Here is a 15994-nt window from a genome sequence, read left to right on the forward strand (position 1 = left end):
TGTCGTGCGGTCGTCTGTCGTGCGGTCGTCGGTCGGCCCGGGGTCGGAGGTTCCGGCCGGGTCACGGGGTCGGCGCGGGCAGCCCGGCGATCCAGGCGCGCACCGCGGCGCCGGTCTGGTCCGCGTGTTCGCCGATCATGGTGCAGTGGTCGCCCTCGACCTCCACGGCGGTGTGCTCGTGGGGCCAGGAGGAGCGCCAGTCCTCGCCGGTCATCGGCTCCTCGGGTGAGCCCGGCACGCAGCGCGACGGCCGGACGAACAGCGTCGGCACCGTGGTCGGCTCGGGCTCCCAGCCGCGGAACATCCGCCGGTAGCTGCCGATCGCGGTGAGTCCGACGTAGCCGAGCGCGGTGAACGCCTGCCGGCGCACGATCACCTCGTAGTTCATCGCCTTGCGCATGCGGCGCGACATGGTGGCCGGCAGGTAGGTGTCCAGCAGCACCTGGCCGGTCGGCGCGGTGCCGGCCGCCTGGAGCCGGCTGGTGACGCCGTGGGCGAGCCAGCCGCTGGAGGAGTAGCCGAGCAGGACGAACGGCTCGCCCTCGGCGCAGCGCAGGGTGGCGTCGGTGAGCAGGTCCAGCAGGACGTCGCGGGAGGCCGCGAGCGGCTCGCCGGGGCGGAAGCCGGGGACGGTCAGGACGGCGGTGCCGCTGAATCCGTCGAAGGCGGTGGCCAGCCGGCCGAACTGGATGGTGCCGTCGACCGGGGCGAACGGCGGGAAGCAGATCAGCCGCGGGTGCTCGCCGCCCTGCGACATCCGGACGGATCCGGCCAGGGGGGCCAGTCGCGGCAGGTCCGCGCTGACCTCGCGCAGGCCGGACGCGCCGACCAGCAGCGCCTCCGCGTCGTCCATCTGCCCGCGCAGGGCCAGCGCGCGGTAGACGGAGCCGAGCAGTTCGTTGGACTCCTCCGCGCCCGGCTCCGGCCGCGGCGCGTGGGGCGCGGCGGTCCCCTCCTCCAGGGCGCGGGCCAGGTGCGCGGCGAGCGCCGTCGGGCCGGTGTGGTCGTAGACCAGGGTGGCGGGGAGGTCGAGGCCGGTGGCCTCGCCGAGCCGCCGGGCGAGCCCGACGGTGGCCAGCGAGTCGAAGCCCATCGCGCGGAAGGGCTGGTGCGGGTCGACGGCGCCGGCGTCGGTGTGGCCGAGCTGGGCGGCCACCTCGGTGCGGATCAGGTCGAGCAGCGCGGCGGCCAGCTGGGCGGGGGAACGCTCGGCGGAGCGGTCCCGGAACGGGTACGCCGCGGTGCCGGGCGCCGGGTTCGCCGGCTGCTCCGGCTCGGCCGCCACGAGGTCGGCGATCAGCGGCCGGGGGCGGGCGGCGGCGTAGCTGTGCGCGAGCCGGGTCCAGTCCACGTCGGCGACCGTCACGCAGGTCAGGTCCTCGTCCAGGGCCTGGCCGAGGGCGGTCAGGGCGGTGGCGGGGTCCATCGGCCGCACCCCGAGCCGCCCGAGGTGGCGTCCGGCCTCGCCGTCGGCCATGCCACCGGCGGCCCAGGGGCCCCAGGCGACGGCGGTGGCGGTGAGTCCGCGCTGCCGGCGGCGGTGGGCGAGCGCGTCCAGGTGGGCGTTGGCGGCCGCGTAGGCGCCCTGCGCGGCGCCGCCCCAGACCCCGGCGCCGGAGGAGTAGAGCACGAAGGCGTCGAGCTCGGCCGTGGCGAACAGCTCGTCCAGTGCCAGCGCCCCGGCGACCTTGGCGGTGACGGTGGCGGCGATCCCGGCCGGGTCGGTGTCGAGCAGCCGGGCCGGGCCGGCGACCCCGGCGGCGTGCAGCACGGTGCGGATGCGCGGCAGCTCCTCGCCCAGGGCCTCGCCGAGCCGGTCGGCGGCGTCCGGGGCGGTGAGGTCGCAGGCGATCGGCACCAGGTCGACGCCGGTGGCCGCGAGGTCGTCCCGCAGCCCGTCGAGTCCGGGGGTGTCGGGGCCCCGGCGGCTCAGCACCAGCACCCGCTCGGCCCCGCGGTCGGCCAGCCAGCGGGCCGCGTGCCCGCCCAGGGCTCCGGTGCCGCCGGTGATCAGCGCGGTGCCGCCGGTCCGCCAGCGGCGGGCCGGGCGGGCGGGGCCGTCCGCCTCGGCGGGGCGGGCCAGGCGGCGGCCGAAGGTGCCGAGCGGCCGGATCGCGAACTGGTCCTCTCCCCCGGCATCGGCCAGGACGGCGAGCAGGGTGGTCAGGGAGCGCTCGTCGGGGCCGGCCGGAAGGTCGGCCAACCCGCCCCAGTTGAGCGGGTGTTCGAGGCCGACGACGCCGCCCAGGCCCCAGATCCCGGCGCCCGTCGCGGAGGCCACGTCCTCGCCCAGCACCGAGACGGCACCGGCCGTCAGACACCAGAGCGGGGCGGCGATGTCCGCGTCCGCCAGCGCCTGGACCAGGGTGACGGTGGCCGTCACGGCGCGGACCAGGCCCGGTCCGCCGTCGCCCTCCTCCTCCGGCGCCGACCCGAGCAGCGAGACGACCCCGGCGAGGCCCGGCGCGTCGGCCGACTCGCGGAGCCAGGCGGCGAGTTCGGCCCGGTCGGCGGTCTTGGCGTCGAGCTCGCGGCGCAGGACGCGGGCACCGCCGGCGGTGAGCGCCTCCGCCACCGCGGCGGCGAGCTCGCCGCCGGCGGCGGAGTGGACGAGGAGCCAGCTCCCGGTGGGCGCGGCGTCGGGCGCGGCGGGCGTCCACGGCTCCCAGCGCACCTCGTGGCGCCAGGACCGGGCGGTCCGCGCGACGCGGTCCTCGGTGCGCCAGGCGGAGAGCGCGGGCAGCAGGTCGCGCAGCGGCGCGTCCGCGGGGACGTCCAGCAGCGCGGTGAGCCGGTCGAGGTCGGCGTGCTCGACGGCCTCCCAGAATCCGCTGTCCGCGAGTTCGGCGGCGGGCTGCGGCACCGGTTCCGCCGCGGGCGACTCGTGGGCGAGCCAGTAGGGGCGGCCCTGGAAGGGGTAGGTCGGCAGGTCCACCCGGCGGGCGCCGGCCACGGTGGCGGTCCAGTCGACCGGGGTGCCGCGGACGAAGGCGGTGGCGAGTCCTGCCGCCAGGGTCTCCCGCGGGTGGCGGCCCCGGCGCCGGACGGGGACGGCGACCGCGTCGGTCCCGGCCGTGCACTCGACGACCATCGGTGTCAGCGCCGCCTCCGGACCCAGTTCCACGAACACCGAGGCGCCCTCGGCCCGGGCAGCCCCCACCGCGTCCGCGAAACGCACCGGCTCGCAGACCTGACGCACCCAGTACTCCGGATCACCCACCTCCGCCACCGTCGCCATCCGGCCCGTCACATCCGAGGCCAACGGGATCGACGGCTCCGCGAGCGTGATACCCGCGACCACCTCCCGAAGCCCCGCCAGCACCGGCTCCATCAACACCGAATGGAACGCGTGCGACACCGCGAGCCGCGAGGACCGCCACCCCCGCTCCCCGCACAACGCCCGGACCGCCTCCACGGCTTCCGCCTCGCCCGACACCACCACCGACGCCGGACCGTTCACCGCCGCCACCCCCACCACACCGACACCACTCTCGGCCAGCAGCGCCACCACCTGCGCCTCACTCGCCCCCACCGCCAACATCGCCCCACCCGACGGCAGTTCACCCATCAACCGGGCCCGCGCCGCCACCAACGCGACCGCGCCCTCCAGCGAGAACACCCCGGCCACATACGCCGCCACGATCCCGCCCAGCGAATGCCCCAACACCACCTCCGGCACCCCGACCCAGGAGCGCCACAACCGGTACAACGCCACCTCGAACGCGAACAGGACCGGCTGCACCACGCCCGTGTCGTCCGCGTCGCCGGCCTCCCCCAGCAGCACCTCCCGCACCGGGAACGGCACCACCCCCTCGAACGCCCCGCACACCTCGTCCACCGCCGCCGCGAACACCGGGAACGCCTCGTACAGTTCGCGCCCCACGCCCGCGCACCGCACCCCCTGCCCCGTGAACACCAACGCCGTCCGCCCCGCACCACGCGCCACAGCACCGGTCACCACATTGGCAGGCTCGGACTCGCCCGCCGCCAACGCGGCCAGGCCCGCCGACAGTTCAGCGACGTCCCGGCCGAGCAGCACGGCACGGTGCTCCAGAAGGGCCCGACCGGTGACGGAGGACCAGGCAACATCGGCAGGTCGGGCCTCCGGGTGCTCGCGGACCCAGTCGCGCAGCCGGGCGGCCTGGGCCCGCAGCGCCTCGGGGGTCCGGGCCGACAGCACCCAGGGGACGAGTCCGCCCACCCCCGCCGCCGAGGGCGGCTCCGGCAGCGGCTCCGCCGGTTGCGGGGCCTGTTCGATGATCACGTGCGCGTTGGTGCCGCTGATCCCGAACGAGGACACCCCCGCCCGACGCGGCCGGCCCGTCTCCGGCCACGGCACCTCGTCCGTCAGCAGCTCGACCGCGCCCACCGACCAATCCACATGCGGCGACGGCGCGTCCACATGCAGCGACTTCGGCAGCACCCCGTGCCGCAGCGCCATCACCATCTTGATCACACCCGCCACACCCGCCGCCGCCTGGGTGTGCCCGATGTTCGACTTCACCGAACCCAGCCACAACGGCTCACCGGCCCGCTCACGCCCGTACGTCGCCAGCAGCGCCCGCGCCTCGATCGGGTCACCCAGCGTCGTCCCCGTCCCGTGCGCCTCCACCACGTCCACCTCGTCCGTGGAGAGCCCCGCGTTCACCAGGGCCTGGCGGATCACCCGCTCCTGCGACGGACCGTTCGGCGCCGTCAACCCGTTGGACGCCCCGTCCTGGTTCACCGCACTGCCCCGCACTACCGCGAGAACGGGGTGCCCGTTGCGCACCGCGTCCGACAGCCGCTCCAGCAGGAGCAGGCCCACGCCCTCGCCCCAGCCCGTGCCGTCGGCCGCCGCCGCGAACGGCTTGCACCGGCCGTCCGACGCCAACCCGTTCTGCCGGGAGAACTCCACGAAGGCGGTCGGCCGGGCCATCACGGTCACGCCGCCGGCCAACGCCAGATCGCACTCACCGGCGCGCAGCGCCTGCGCCGCCGTGTGCAGGGCGACCAGCGACGAGGAGCAGGCCGTGTCCAGGGTCACCGCCGGGCCCTCCAGGCCGAGCACGTACGAGACCCGGCCCGAGACCACGGACATCGAGCCGCCGGTCACCCGGTGGCCCGCCACCGCCGGGGCGGTGTCCCGCCGGCCGCCGCCGTAGCCGAGCGCGGAGGCACCGACGAAGACGCCCGTCCGGCTGCGCCGCAGCGAGAGCGGGTCGATGCCGGCCCGTTCCACGGTCTCCCACGCAGTCTCCAGCAGCAGGCGCTGCTGCGGGTCCATCGCCAGCGCCTCGAAGGGCGAGATGCCGAAGAACTCGGCGTCGAACTCGGCGGCGTCGTAGACGAATCCGCCCTGCCGGGTGGCGGAGCCGGCGGCGTCGTCCGCCTCGGGCCCGGTCTCCCAGCCCCGGTCGGTCGGGAAGGCGCCGATCGCGTCGGTGCCCGCCGCCACCAGGTGCCACAGGTCCTCGGCGGAGCGGACGCCGCCGGGCAGCCGGCAGCCGGTCGCGACGATCGCGAGCGGCTCCCGGGCGGCCTGTTCGGCCTCCCGCAACCGCTGTTTGGTCTCGCGCAGGTCCGTGGCGGTCATCCGCAGGAAGTGGCGGAGCTTCTCCTCGTTCGACCCACTCGACGGGTTCGACCCGCTGGACGGGTCCGGCGCGCTGGACGCGGTGGCCTCGGTGGACATGTGCGTACCCCTGTCGGTTCGAGAAATCCGGTGTGGACGGCTGCTCAGGAGATCCCGAACTCCTCCCCGAGGATGTCGAACATCTCGGCGTCGGTGGCGGTGCGCAGGTCCCGGCCGGCGTCGGCCGGCGGGCGCTCCCCGCCGCGCAGCCGGTCCGCCAGCTCGGTCAGCCGGTCGGCGACGCGGTCACGGTCCGCGGCGCCGGACAGCGCCGCCAGGCCGGCCTCCAGCCGGTCCAGCTCGTCGAGCGCCGACACGTTCCGCGCGGTGTCGTCGAACAGTTCGGCGCCGAGGTGGCCGGCCAGCGCCTGCGCCGTCGGATGGTCGAAGACCAGCGTGGTCGGCAGGTCGAGCCCGGTGGCGGCGACGAGCCGGTTGCGCAGGCCGACGGCGGCCAGCGAATCGAACCCGAGGTCGCGGAACGGCCGTTCGGGCTCGATCTCGGCCGGGTCGGTGTGGCCCAGCTGGGCGGCGACCTCCGCACACACCAGGGCGACGAACTCGCCGTGCCGGTCGTCGGCGGACAACCGGGCGAGGCGCTCGCGCAGCAGCTCGGGCGCCCGGGCGCCGGCGCCCGGCTCCGGCTCGGCCGACGCCGGGGTCTCGGCCGCGGCCAGCTCCGCGATCAGCGGGCGCGGGCGGGCGGCGGTGTAGCCGACCGCGAAGCGCGGCCAGTCGAGGGCGGCGACGGTCACCCGCTCCAGGTCCTCCTCCACGGCCTGGCGCAGCGCTTCGAGGGCGAGCGCGGGGTCCATCGCCGCCACTCCGACCCGGTCGAGCGCCGCCGAGACGGCCTCGGCGTCCGACATCCCGCCGCCCGCCCAGCGGCCCCAGGCGACGGCGGTGGCGGCCCGGCCCTCGCCCCGGCGCCGGGCGGCGAGCGCGTCGAGATAGGCGTTGGCCGCCGCGTAGGCGCCCTGGCCGGCTCCGCCCCACACGCCGGCGCCCGAGGTGAAGAGCACGAAGGTCGCGGGTTCGTCGGCGCGCAGCAGTTCGTCCAGCGCGAGGGCGCCGCCGACCTTGGCGGCGACCGCCTCGGCGACGGACTCGCGGGTCATCCGGTCGAGCGGCCCGCCGACCTCGGCGCCCGCCGCGTGGACCACGGTGTCCAGCCGCAGTCCTCGGCCGCGCAGGGCGGCGAGCAGGTCGGCGACGGCCTCGCGGTCACTGACGTCGCAGGCGGCGATCTCCACCTCGGCGCCGGCCGCCGTCAGCTCCTCGCGCAGTTCCGCGGCCCCCGGTGCGGTCTCGCCGCGCCGGCCGACCAGGACGAGGTGCTCGGCGCCGGTCCGGACCAGCCAGCGGGCGACGTGCCCGCCGAGCGCCCCGGTGCCGCCGGTGACCAGCGCGGTGCGGCCGGCCTGCCAGGGGGTGTCCCGGCGGGGGGCGCCCTCGGCGTGCGGGAACCGGGCGAGGCGCCGGACGAAGGTGCCGAGCGGGCGGATCGCGATCTCGTCCTCCGCCGTTCCGGCGCCGAGCACGGCCGCCAGGGTCGCGGCGGAGCGCTCGTCGACGACCTCGGGCAGGTCGACCAGGCCGCCCCAGCGGTCCGGGTGTTCGAGGCCGGCGACGCGGCCGAGCCCCCAGAGGGCGGCGGCCGTCGCACTGGCCGGGGGTTCGCCGAGGGGGGACGCCGCGCCCCGGGTGGCGCACCAGAGCGGTGCGTCGAGTCCGGCGTCACCGAGGGCCTGGACGAGCGTGGCCAGGCCGTACAGGGCAGGGGTCGGGTCGGCCTGGGCCGGGCCGGGGTCGGGCAGCAGCAGGACGCCGGCGGGCGCGGTCTCCCGCAGCCAGGCGGCGAGGTCGGCCCGTTCGGCCGGCACCCGGCCGGGCTCGGGGGCGAGCGCCTCGGCGCCGGCCGCGGTGAGCGCGTCCGCCGCGGTGGCGCGCAGGTCCGGGTCCGCCGGGGCGAGGACGAGCCAGCGCCCGGTGAGCCGGCCGGGCGCGGCGGGGGCGTCCGTCCAGGGCTCCCACCGTTCGGTGTAGCGCCAGGAGCGGACCACGGTGTCGGCCCGCCGGCGGGTGCGCCAGACGGCGAGCGCGGGCAGGACCTCGTGCAGCGGCGCGTCCTCGCGGACGTCGAGCAGCGCGGCGAGGCCCGGTGCGTCGGAGGTGGTGACGGTGTCCCACAGGGCGCCGTCGACCGGGTCGGTGCCCGGGGCGGCGGACCGCTTGGCGCGGCCCGGCAGCGCGGTCCCGCCGTCGGGGTCGAGCCAGTAGCGGCGGCCCTGGAAGGCGTAGGTCGGCAGGTCGACCCGGCGCACGCCGGGCCGGTGCAGCAGGCCGGCCCAGTCCACCGGCACGCCGCGGGCGAAGGCGGCGGCCAGTGCGGCGACCAGCTGGTGCGGACCGCCCGCGTCGCGCCGCAGGGTGTGCAGCACGGTGCCGGGGGCGGCGGCCTCGGCGACGAGGTCCTCCAGGGGCACGACCAGCCCGGGGTGCGGGCTGCACTCCACGAACAGCGTGTGCCCCTCCGCGAGGGCCGCGCGCACCGCCGCGTCCAGCCGGACGGTGCCGCGCAGGTTGTCGAACCAGTACGAGCCCGCCAGCCGGTCCGGCGAGTCGACAGCTTCGCCGGTCACCGTCGAGTACATCGGCACCCGGCCGGCCAACGGCCGCACACCCGCCGACAGTTCGACGACCTCGTCGCGCACCGCGTCCATGTACGCCGAATGCGAGGCGTAGTCGACCGGAATCCACCGCGCCCGCACCTCCTCACGCTCGCACCGCTCCACCACGGCGGTCAGTGCCTCGATCTCCCCGGACAGCACGACACTCGACGGCCCGTTGACCGCCGCCAACGACAACCGCCCGTCCTCGGCGACGAGTTCGGCGGCCCGCTCCGCGTCGACCCCGACCGACAGCATCCCGCCGCCGGTCACTCCGCGCAGCGCCCGGCTGCGCGACACCACGAGCCGGACCGCGTCCTCCAGGGACAGCAGCCCGGCCACGTGGGCGGCGGCGATCTCGCCCTGCGAGTGCCCGATCACCGCGGCCGGCCGTACCCCGCACGACTCCCACCAGCGGGCCAGGCCCACCATCACGGCGAACAGCACGGGCTGCACCACATCCACCCGCTCCAGCAGCGCCCCCGAACCGTCCCGCAACACCTCCAGCAACGACCAGTCGGTCAGCGGGTCCATCACCCCCGCACACTCCTCGACGGCCGCCGCGAACACCGGTGAGGCGTCCAGGAGTTCGACGGCCATCCCCGCCCACTGCGACCCCTGACCCGGGAACACGAACACCGGTCCGGTGGCGGCGGCGCCGGGGCCGCCCGCGTCGCCCGGGACCGCGTTCGGGGCGGTGGAGGCCCTACCGTCCGCCACCGCCCGCAGGCCGGCGGCGATCTCGGCGCCGTCCCGGCCCCAGACCACCGCGCGGCGCTCCAGGGTGGCCCGTCCGGCGGCCAATGACCAGGCCGCGTCCGCGAGTCGGGCGTCCGGGTGGGAGGTCAGCCACTGCCCGAGCCGCTCGGCCTGGTCCCGCAGCGCGCCTTCGGTCCGGGCCGAGAGCACCCAGGGCACCACCCCGGCCACGCCCGCGGGCTCCTCGGCGGACGGCCCGGCGGGGGCCTCGGCGGCCGGCGCCTGCTCCAGGATGACGTGCGCGTTGGTGCCGCTGATCCCGAACGAGGACACCGCCGCGCGGCGCGGGCGGTCCAGCTCGGGCCAGGGGCGGCCCTCCGCGAGCACTTCGACCCGCCCGGCCGTCCAGTCGACGTGCGGGGTCGGCGCGTCGACGTGCAGGGTCTTCGGCAGCAGGCCGTGGCGCAGCGCCATCACCATCTTGATCACGCCGGCCACGCCCGCGGCCGCCTGGGTGTGGCCGAAGTTCGACTTCACCGAACCGAGCCAGAGCGGCCGGTCCTCGGGGCGGTCCTGGCCGTAGGTGGCGAGCAGGGCCTGGGCCTCGATCGGGTCGCCGAGCACCGTGCCGGTGCCGTGCGCCTCCACCGCGTCGACGTCGGCCGTGGACAGCCGCGCGTTGGCCAGCGCCTGGCGGATCACCCGTTGCTGGGACGGCCCGTTGGGGGCGGTGAGGCCGTTGGAGGCGCCGTCCTGGTTGACCGCCGAGCCGCGGACGATCGCCAGCACGGGGTGCCCGTTGCGGCGGGCGTCGGAGAGCCGCTCCAGCAGCAGCATGCCGATGCCCTCGCCCCAGGCGGTGCCGTCCGCGCCGGCCGCGAAGGACTTGCAGCGGCCGTTCGGGGCCAGCCCGCGCTGGCGGGCGAACTCCACGAACACGCTCGGGGTCGACATGATCGTCACCCCGCCGGCCAGCGCGAGGTCGCACTCCCCGGTGCGCAGCGCGTGGCTCGCCCAGTGCAGCGACACCAGCGAGGAGGAGCAGGCCGAGTCGACGGTGACGGCCGCGCCCTCCAGGCCGAGGGTGTAGGCGACGCGCCCGGAGGCGACGCCGAAGGAGTTGCCGTTGCCGATGTACGCCTCCAGCTCGTCGTCGACGTCCTGGACCCGGCCGGCGGCGTAGTCCGAGTACATCAGTCCGGCGAAGACGGAGGTGTTGCTGCCGCGCAGGGAGAGCGGGTCGATGCCGGCCCGTTCGAAGGCCTCCCAGGAGGTCTCCAGCAGCAGGCGCTGCTGCGGGTCCATCGCCAGCGCCTCGCGCGGCGAGATCCCGAACAGCTCCGAGTCGAAGCGGTCGATGCCGCGCATGAACGCGCCCTCGCGGGTGTAGAAGCGCCCGGAGCGGTCCGGGTCGGGGTCGTACAGCCCGGCGAGGTCCCAGCCGCGGTCGGTGGGGAGCGGTGAGACGGTGTCCACGCCGTCGGCCACGCAGCGCCAGAGGTCCTCGGGGCTCGCGATGCCGCCGGGGAAGCGGCAGCTCATGGCGACGATCGCGATCGGCTCGTCCACCGCCCGGGCCGGGACGGCGGCCGGGGCCCGGCCGTACTCGGGCAGGCTGAGCAGTTCGGTGCGCAGGAAGCGGGCGAGGGCGGTGGCGCTGGGGTAGTCGAACAGGACGGTCGCCGGGAGCCGCAGGCCGGTCGCGGTGTTGAGGCGGTTGCGCATCTCCAGCGCGGTCAGCGAGTCGAAGCCCAGTTCGGTGAAGGCCCGGTCGGCGCCGACCGTCTCGGGGCCGGAGTGCCCGAGGACGACGGCGGCCTGCCGGCGGGTCAGGTCGGTGAGCAGCTGGACCTGCTCGGCCTCGGGGCGGCCGGCCAGGCGCTGGGCGAGCCTGCGGGCCTCCTCGCCGCCCGCCCGGCGCCGGGCGGGGACGAGTCCGCCGAGGATGACCGGCAGTTCGTCGAAGCGGCGCAGCGCGGCCAGGTCGAGCCGGACGGGGGCGAGCAGCGCCTCGTCCTGGGCGAGGGCGGCGTCGAACAGGGCGAGGCCCTGCTCGGCGGAGAGCGCGAGCACGCCGCTGCGGTCGATGCGGTGGCGGTCGGTGGCGGTGAAGTCCTCCCGCATCAGGCCGCTCTCCTCCTCCCACAGGCCCCAGGCCAGCGAGACGCCGGGCAGGCCGACCGCCCGCCGGTGCTGGGCGAGGGCGTCCAGGAAGGCGTTGCCGGCCGCGTAGTTGGCCTGGCCCCGGCTGCCGATGACGCCGGCGACGGAGGAGTAGAGCACGAAGGCGGTCAGGTCGAGGTCGCGGGTGAGCTCGTGCAGGTGGACGGCGGCGTCCACCTTGGGGCGCAGCACGGGGCCGATGCGCTCGGGCGTCAGGGCGGCGATCACGCCGTCGTCCACGGCGCCGGCGGTGTGCACCACGGCACGCAGCGGGTGCTCGGCGGGGACGGCGGCGAGCAGGGCCTCCAGGGCCGCCCGGTCCGCGACGTCGCAGGCCGCGACCTCGACGGCGGCGCCCAGGGCGGCGAGGTCGGCGGCGAGGTCGGCGGCGCCGGGGGCGCTCGGGCCGCGCCGGCTGGTCAGCAGGATCCGGCGGACGCCGTGGACCGCGACCAGGTGCCGGGCGACGAGGGCGCCGAGCGCGCCGGTGCCGCCGGTGACCAGGACGGTCCCGTCGGGGTCGAAGGCGGGCCGGGTGGCCTCGGCGGGGGCGCTGCGGGCGATCCTCGGGGCATACAACACGCCTGCGCGCAGCGCGAGTTGGGGTTCGCCGGTCTCGGCGGCGGTCGCGGTGGCGGCGGCGAGGGCGGACACCGAGGCCGGGTCGTCGTCGAGGTCGACCAGGACGATCCGGTCCGGGTTCTCCGACATGGCGGAGCGCACCAGGCCGCCGACCGCGGCGGCGGCGAGGTCGCGCACGGGGTCGTCGGCGCCCACCGAGACCGCCCCGCGGGTCACCACGGCCAGGCGCGTGCCGGTGAGGCGGGGGTCGGCGAGCCAGGTCTGGACGGTGCCCAGGGCGCGGGTGACGGCGGCGTGCACGGCCTGCGCCGGCGGCAGGCCGGGGGCCCCGGCGGCCGGCCAGGGCAGCACGACCACGGCCGGGGCGGGCAGGCCGTCGTCCAGGGCGCGCGCGAGGGCCGCGAGGTCGGTGTGCCGGGAGGCGTCCGGACCGGGGGCCAGGTCGCCGTCCCCGACCACCGCCCAGGTGCCGGGGGTGGGGGCCGCGGGCTGCGCCGGGTGGGGCAGCGCGGTCCAGCGCACGGCGTACAGCGGGTCCTGACGGGCCGTGGCGGCGGCGCGCAGCTTCTCCGCGGAGACCGGCCGCACGGCGAGCGAGCCGACCTCGGCGATCGGCCGGCCGTGGGCGTCGGCGAGGGTCAGGGTGACGGCCTCCGGGCCGGTGCGCCGCAGCCGCGCCCGCGCCGCCGCGGCGCCGGGGGCGAACAGGCGCACGTCGCGCCAGGAGAACGGGAGCGAGACCGGTCCGGCGCCGGGGTCGGCGCGGTCGGCGAAGGCCGCGATGCCGAGCAGGTGCTGGGTGGCGTCCATCAGGGCCGGGTGGATACCGAAGCGGTCGGCGTCGTGGGCGACGGCCTCGGGCAGCGCGATCTCGCCGTACACGTCCTCGCCGTGCCGGGTGGCGGCGCGCACGCCGAGGAAGGCCGGGCCGTAGGCGACGCCCGCGTCGGCGAGCCAGTCGTAGAAGCCGTCGAGCGGGACGGCGGCCTCCTCGGCCGGCGGCCGGGTCGGCGACTCGGCGGGGGCCGTCCCGTCGGCGCGGGCCAGGGTGCCGACCGCGTGGCGGGTCCACGGCTCGGCGGCGTCGCCCGTGTCGGGCCGCGAGTGGATCGCGACGGCCCGCCGGCCGCCCCCGTCCGGGGCCTCCAGCCACAGCTGGAGCTGGAGGGCGCCGCGCTCGGGCAGGACCAGCGGGGCCTCCAGGGAGAGTTCCTCGACGAGTTCGCAGCCGGCCCGCCGGCCGGCGTGCAGGGCGAGCTCCAGGAAGGCGGTACCCGGCAGCAGCACGGTGCCGAGCACCACGTGGTCGCCGAGCCAGGGGTGGCTGTCGAGCGAGAGCAGTCCGGTGAACAGCGAGCCGTGTCCGTCCGCGAGTTCGACCATGGCGCCGAGCAGCGGGTGGTCCGCCGGGCCCTGCCCGAGGCCGGTCGCGTCGGTGACCCCGATGCCCGCGTCCAGCCAGAACCGGCGGCGCTCGAAGGCCTGGGTGGGCAGCTCGACCCGGCGGCGGCCGAGCGCGGCCGGGTCGGTGACGGTGCCCGCGGTGAGGGCTGCCCAGTCCACCGCCGTGCCGCGCACGAAGGCCCGGCCGAGCGCGGTCAGGATGCCCCGGGCGGTGGGGCCCTCGCGGTCGGCGGTGGGGATGACGGCGATGGTCCGGTCGGCCTCCTCGGCGGCGAGGCACTCGGTGACCATCGGCGTCAGGACGGCCCCGGGGCCGAGTTCGACGAACTCGGTCGCCCCGGCAGCCCGCAGCGCGCCGACCGCGTCGGCGAAGCGGACGGTGCCCCGCAGGTTGGCGATCCAGTGGGCCGGATCGCGCAGGCGTTCGGGGGTCGCGATCGCGCCGGTGACGGTGGAGGCGAGCGGGATCCCGGCGCGGCGCGGGCGCAGCCCGTCGACGACGGAGGCGAACTTCTCCAGCACCGGGTCCATCAGTGCGGAGTGGAAGGCGTGCGAGACCGGCAGCCGGGTGTGCCGCCAGCGGCGTTCGGCGCAGGCGGCGCGGACCTGCTCGATCGCCTCGGCGGTGCCGGAGACCACCACGCTCGCGGGCCCGTTGACGGCGGCGAGCCCGACCCCGGCGAACGGGGCCAGGAGGGCGGCGGCCTCGGCCTCGCCCGCCCCGACCGCGAGCATCGCGCCGCCGGCCGGCAGCGCGGCCATCAGCCGGGCGCGGGCGGCGACCAGGGTGACGGCGTCCTCCAGGGTGAGCGCCCCGGCCACGTGCGCGGCGACGATCTCGCCCAGCGAGTGGCCGGCCACGTGGTCGGGCGCCGGCGCCCACGCGGTCCACAGCCGGTAGAGGGCCACCTCGTAGGCGAACAGGGCCGGCTGGGCGATGCCGGTGTCCTCGGTCGACGCCCCGTCGGGCTCGCCGAGCAGCACCTCGCGGACGGAGAACGGTGTCACGCCCTCGAAGGCGGCGCAGACCTCGTCCAGCGCGGCGGCGAACACCGGGAAGGCCGCGTACGCCTCGCGCGCGATGCCTCGGGTCCGGGTGCCCTGGCCGGTGAACAGGACGGCGGTGCGCCCGGTCCGGCGCGGCGCGGCGCCCTGCGGCGCGTCCGCGCCACCGTCCGCGACCCGGCCCAGCTCTCCGGCCAGTGCGGCGGGTTCGTTCCCCACCAGGACCGCCCGGTGTTCCAGCACGGCCCGTCCGGAGGCCAGCGACCAGGCCACGTCGGCCGGCCGGGCGTCGGGGTGCGCGAGCGCCCAGTCGCGCAGCCGGGCGGCCTGGGCGCGCAGCCCGGCCTCGGTGCGGGCGCTGACCACCCAGGGCACGGGGGCCGGCGACGGCGCGGCGGCGGGCGGGGCCGGGTCGGCCGGCCCGGTGTCGGGCGCCCGGTCCTCGGCCGGCTCCTCCTCGATGATCACGTGTGCGTTGGTGCCGCTGACGCCGAAGGAGGAGACGCCGGCCCGGCGCACCCGCTCCCCCGCCGACCAGGCGGCCGGCTCGGTCAGCAGCGCGACCGAGCCGGACGCCCAGTCGACCATGGGCGTGGGCTCCTCGGCGTGCAGGGTGCGCGGCAGCAGGCCGTGCCGCAGCGCCAGCACCGTCTTGATGACGCCGGCCACTCCGGCGGCGGCCTGGGTGTGGCCGAGGTTGGACTTCACCGAGCCGAGGCGCAGCGGCCGCCCGTCCGGCCGGTCCCGGCCGTAGGTGGCCAGCAGCGCCTGGGCCTCGATGGGGTCGCCGAGCACCGTGCCGGTGCCGTGCGCCTCCACCGCGTCCACGTCGGCCGGGGTGAGCCGGGCACTGGCGAGGGCCTGGCGGATCACCCGCTCCTGCGCCAGGTCGTTGGGCGCGGTCAGACCGTTGGAGGCGCCGTCCTGGTTGACCGCCGACCCGCGCACCACGGCGAGCACGGAGTGCCCGTGGCGCCGCGCGTCGGAGAGCCGCTCGACCAGCAGCATGCCGACGCCCTCACTCCAGCCGGTGCCGTCGGCCGCCGCCGAGAAGGACTTGCACCGCCCGTCCGCCGCCAGGCCGCGCTGGCGGGAGAACTCGTCGAAGGCGCCCGGGGTCGCCAGGACGGTGGCGCCGCCGGCCAGCGCGAGGTCGCACTCGCCGGCCCGCAGCGCCTGGCACGCCAGGTGCAGGGCGACCAGCGAGGAGGAGCACGCGGTGTCGACGGTGACCGCCGCGCCCTCCAGGCCCAGGGTGTAGGCGATCCGGCCGGAGGCGACGCTGGTCAGGCTGCCGGTCAGCAGGTGGCCCTCGACCTCCTTGGGGACGCTGGGCAGCCGGGACAGGTAGTCGCTCGCGATCACCCCGACGAACACGCCGGTGCGGCTGCCGCGCAGCGAGGTCGGGTCGATCCCGGCCCGCTCGACCGCCTCCCAGGAGGCCTCCAGCAGCAGCCGCTGCTGCGGGTCCATCGCCAGCGCCTCGCGCGGCGAGATCCCGAAGAAGCCGGGGTCGAAGTCGGCCGCGTCGTCCAGGAACCCGCCCCGGTAGGAGGTGCCGGCCGCGCTCTCGGCGTGCTCCCAGCCACGCCCGGACGGGAGGCCGGTGATGGCGTCGCCGCCGGTGCGCACCAGCTCCCACAGCTCCTCGGGCGAGCCGACCCCGCCGGGGTAGCGGCACTGCATGCCGACGATGGCGACGGGCTCGTGCCACCGGTCCTCGGCGTCGCGCAGCAGCGTCCGGGTCTCGCGCAGCTCATTGGCCGCACGCCGCAGGTAGTCGCGCAGTTGCTCTTCGTTCGCCATCGTTGGTCTGCTCCGTGAGTGTCCGCGAGGGACGGGGATGCCCCAGCCCCGT

At 77.2% G+C, this 15994-nt stretch carries 1 protein-coding gene and 1 pseudogene; both read right to left on the reverse strand.

What is annotated here, in order from left to right; genetic code table 11:
* Positions 1-61: 61 nt before the first annotated feature.
* Positions 62-5512 (reverse strand): annotated as a pseudogene (locus tag ACFCLZ_RS05175) (type I polyketide synthase); the annotation flags it as partial.
* Positions 5513-5718: 206 nt separating this feature from the next.
* Positions 5719-15942 (reverse strand): type I polyketide synthase, encoded by a 10224-nt coding sequence (locus ACFCLZ_RS05180; RefSeq protein ID WP_380283481.1) that lies wholly within the window; start codon positions 15940-15942, stop codon positions 5719-5721.
* Positions 15943-15994 lie beyond the last annotated feature (52 nt).

Source organism: Kitasatospora purpeofusca (assembly GCF_042691725.1).
Taxonomy (GTDB): Bacteria; Actinomycetota; Actinomycetes; order Streptomycetales; family Streptomycetaceae; genus Kitasatospora; species Kitasatospora purpeofusca_B.

Bases quoted from the DNA above. Each gene is read 5' to 3' on its own strand.
- ACFCLZ_RS05180 (WP_380283481.1), bottom strand. From the start codon at position 15,942: ATGGCGAACGAAGAGCAACTGCGCGACTACCTGCGGCGTGCGGCCAAT.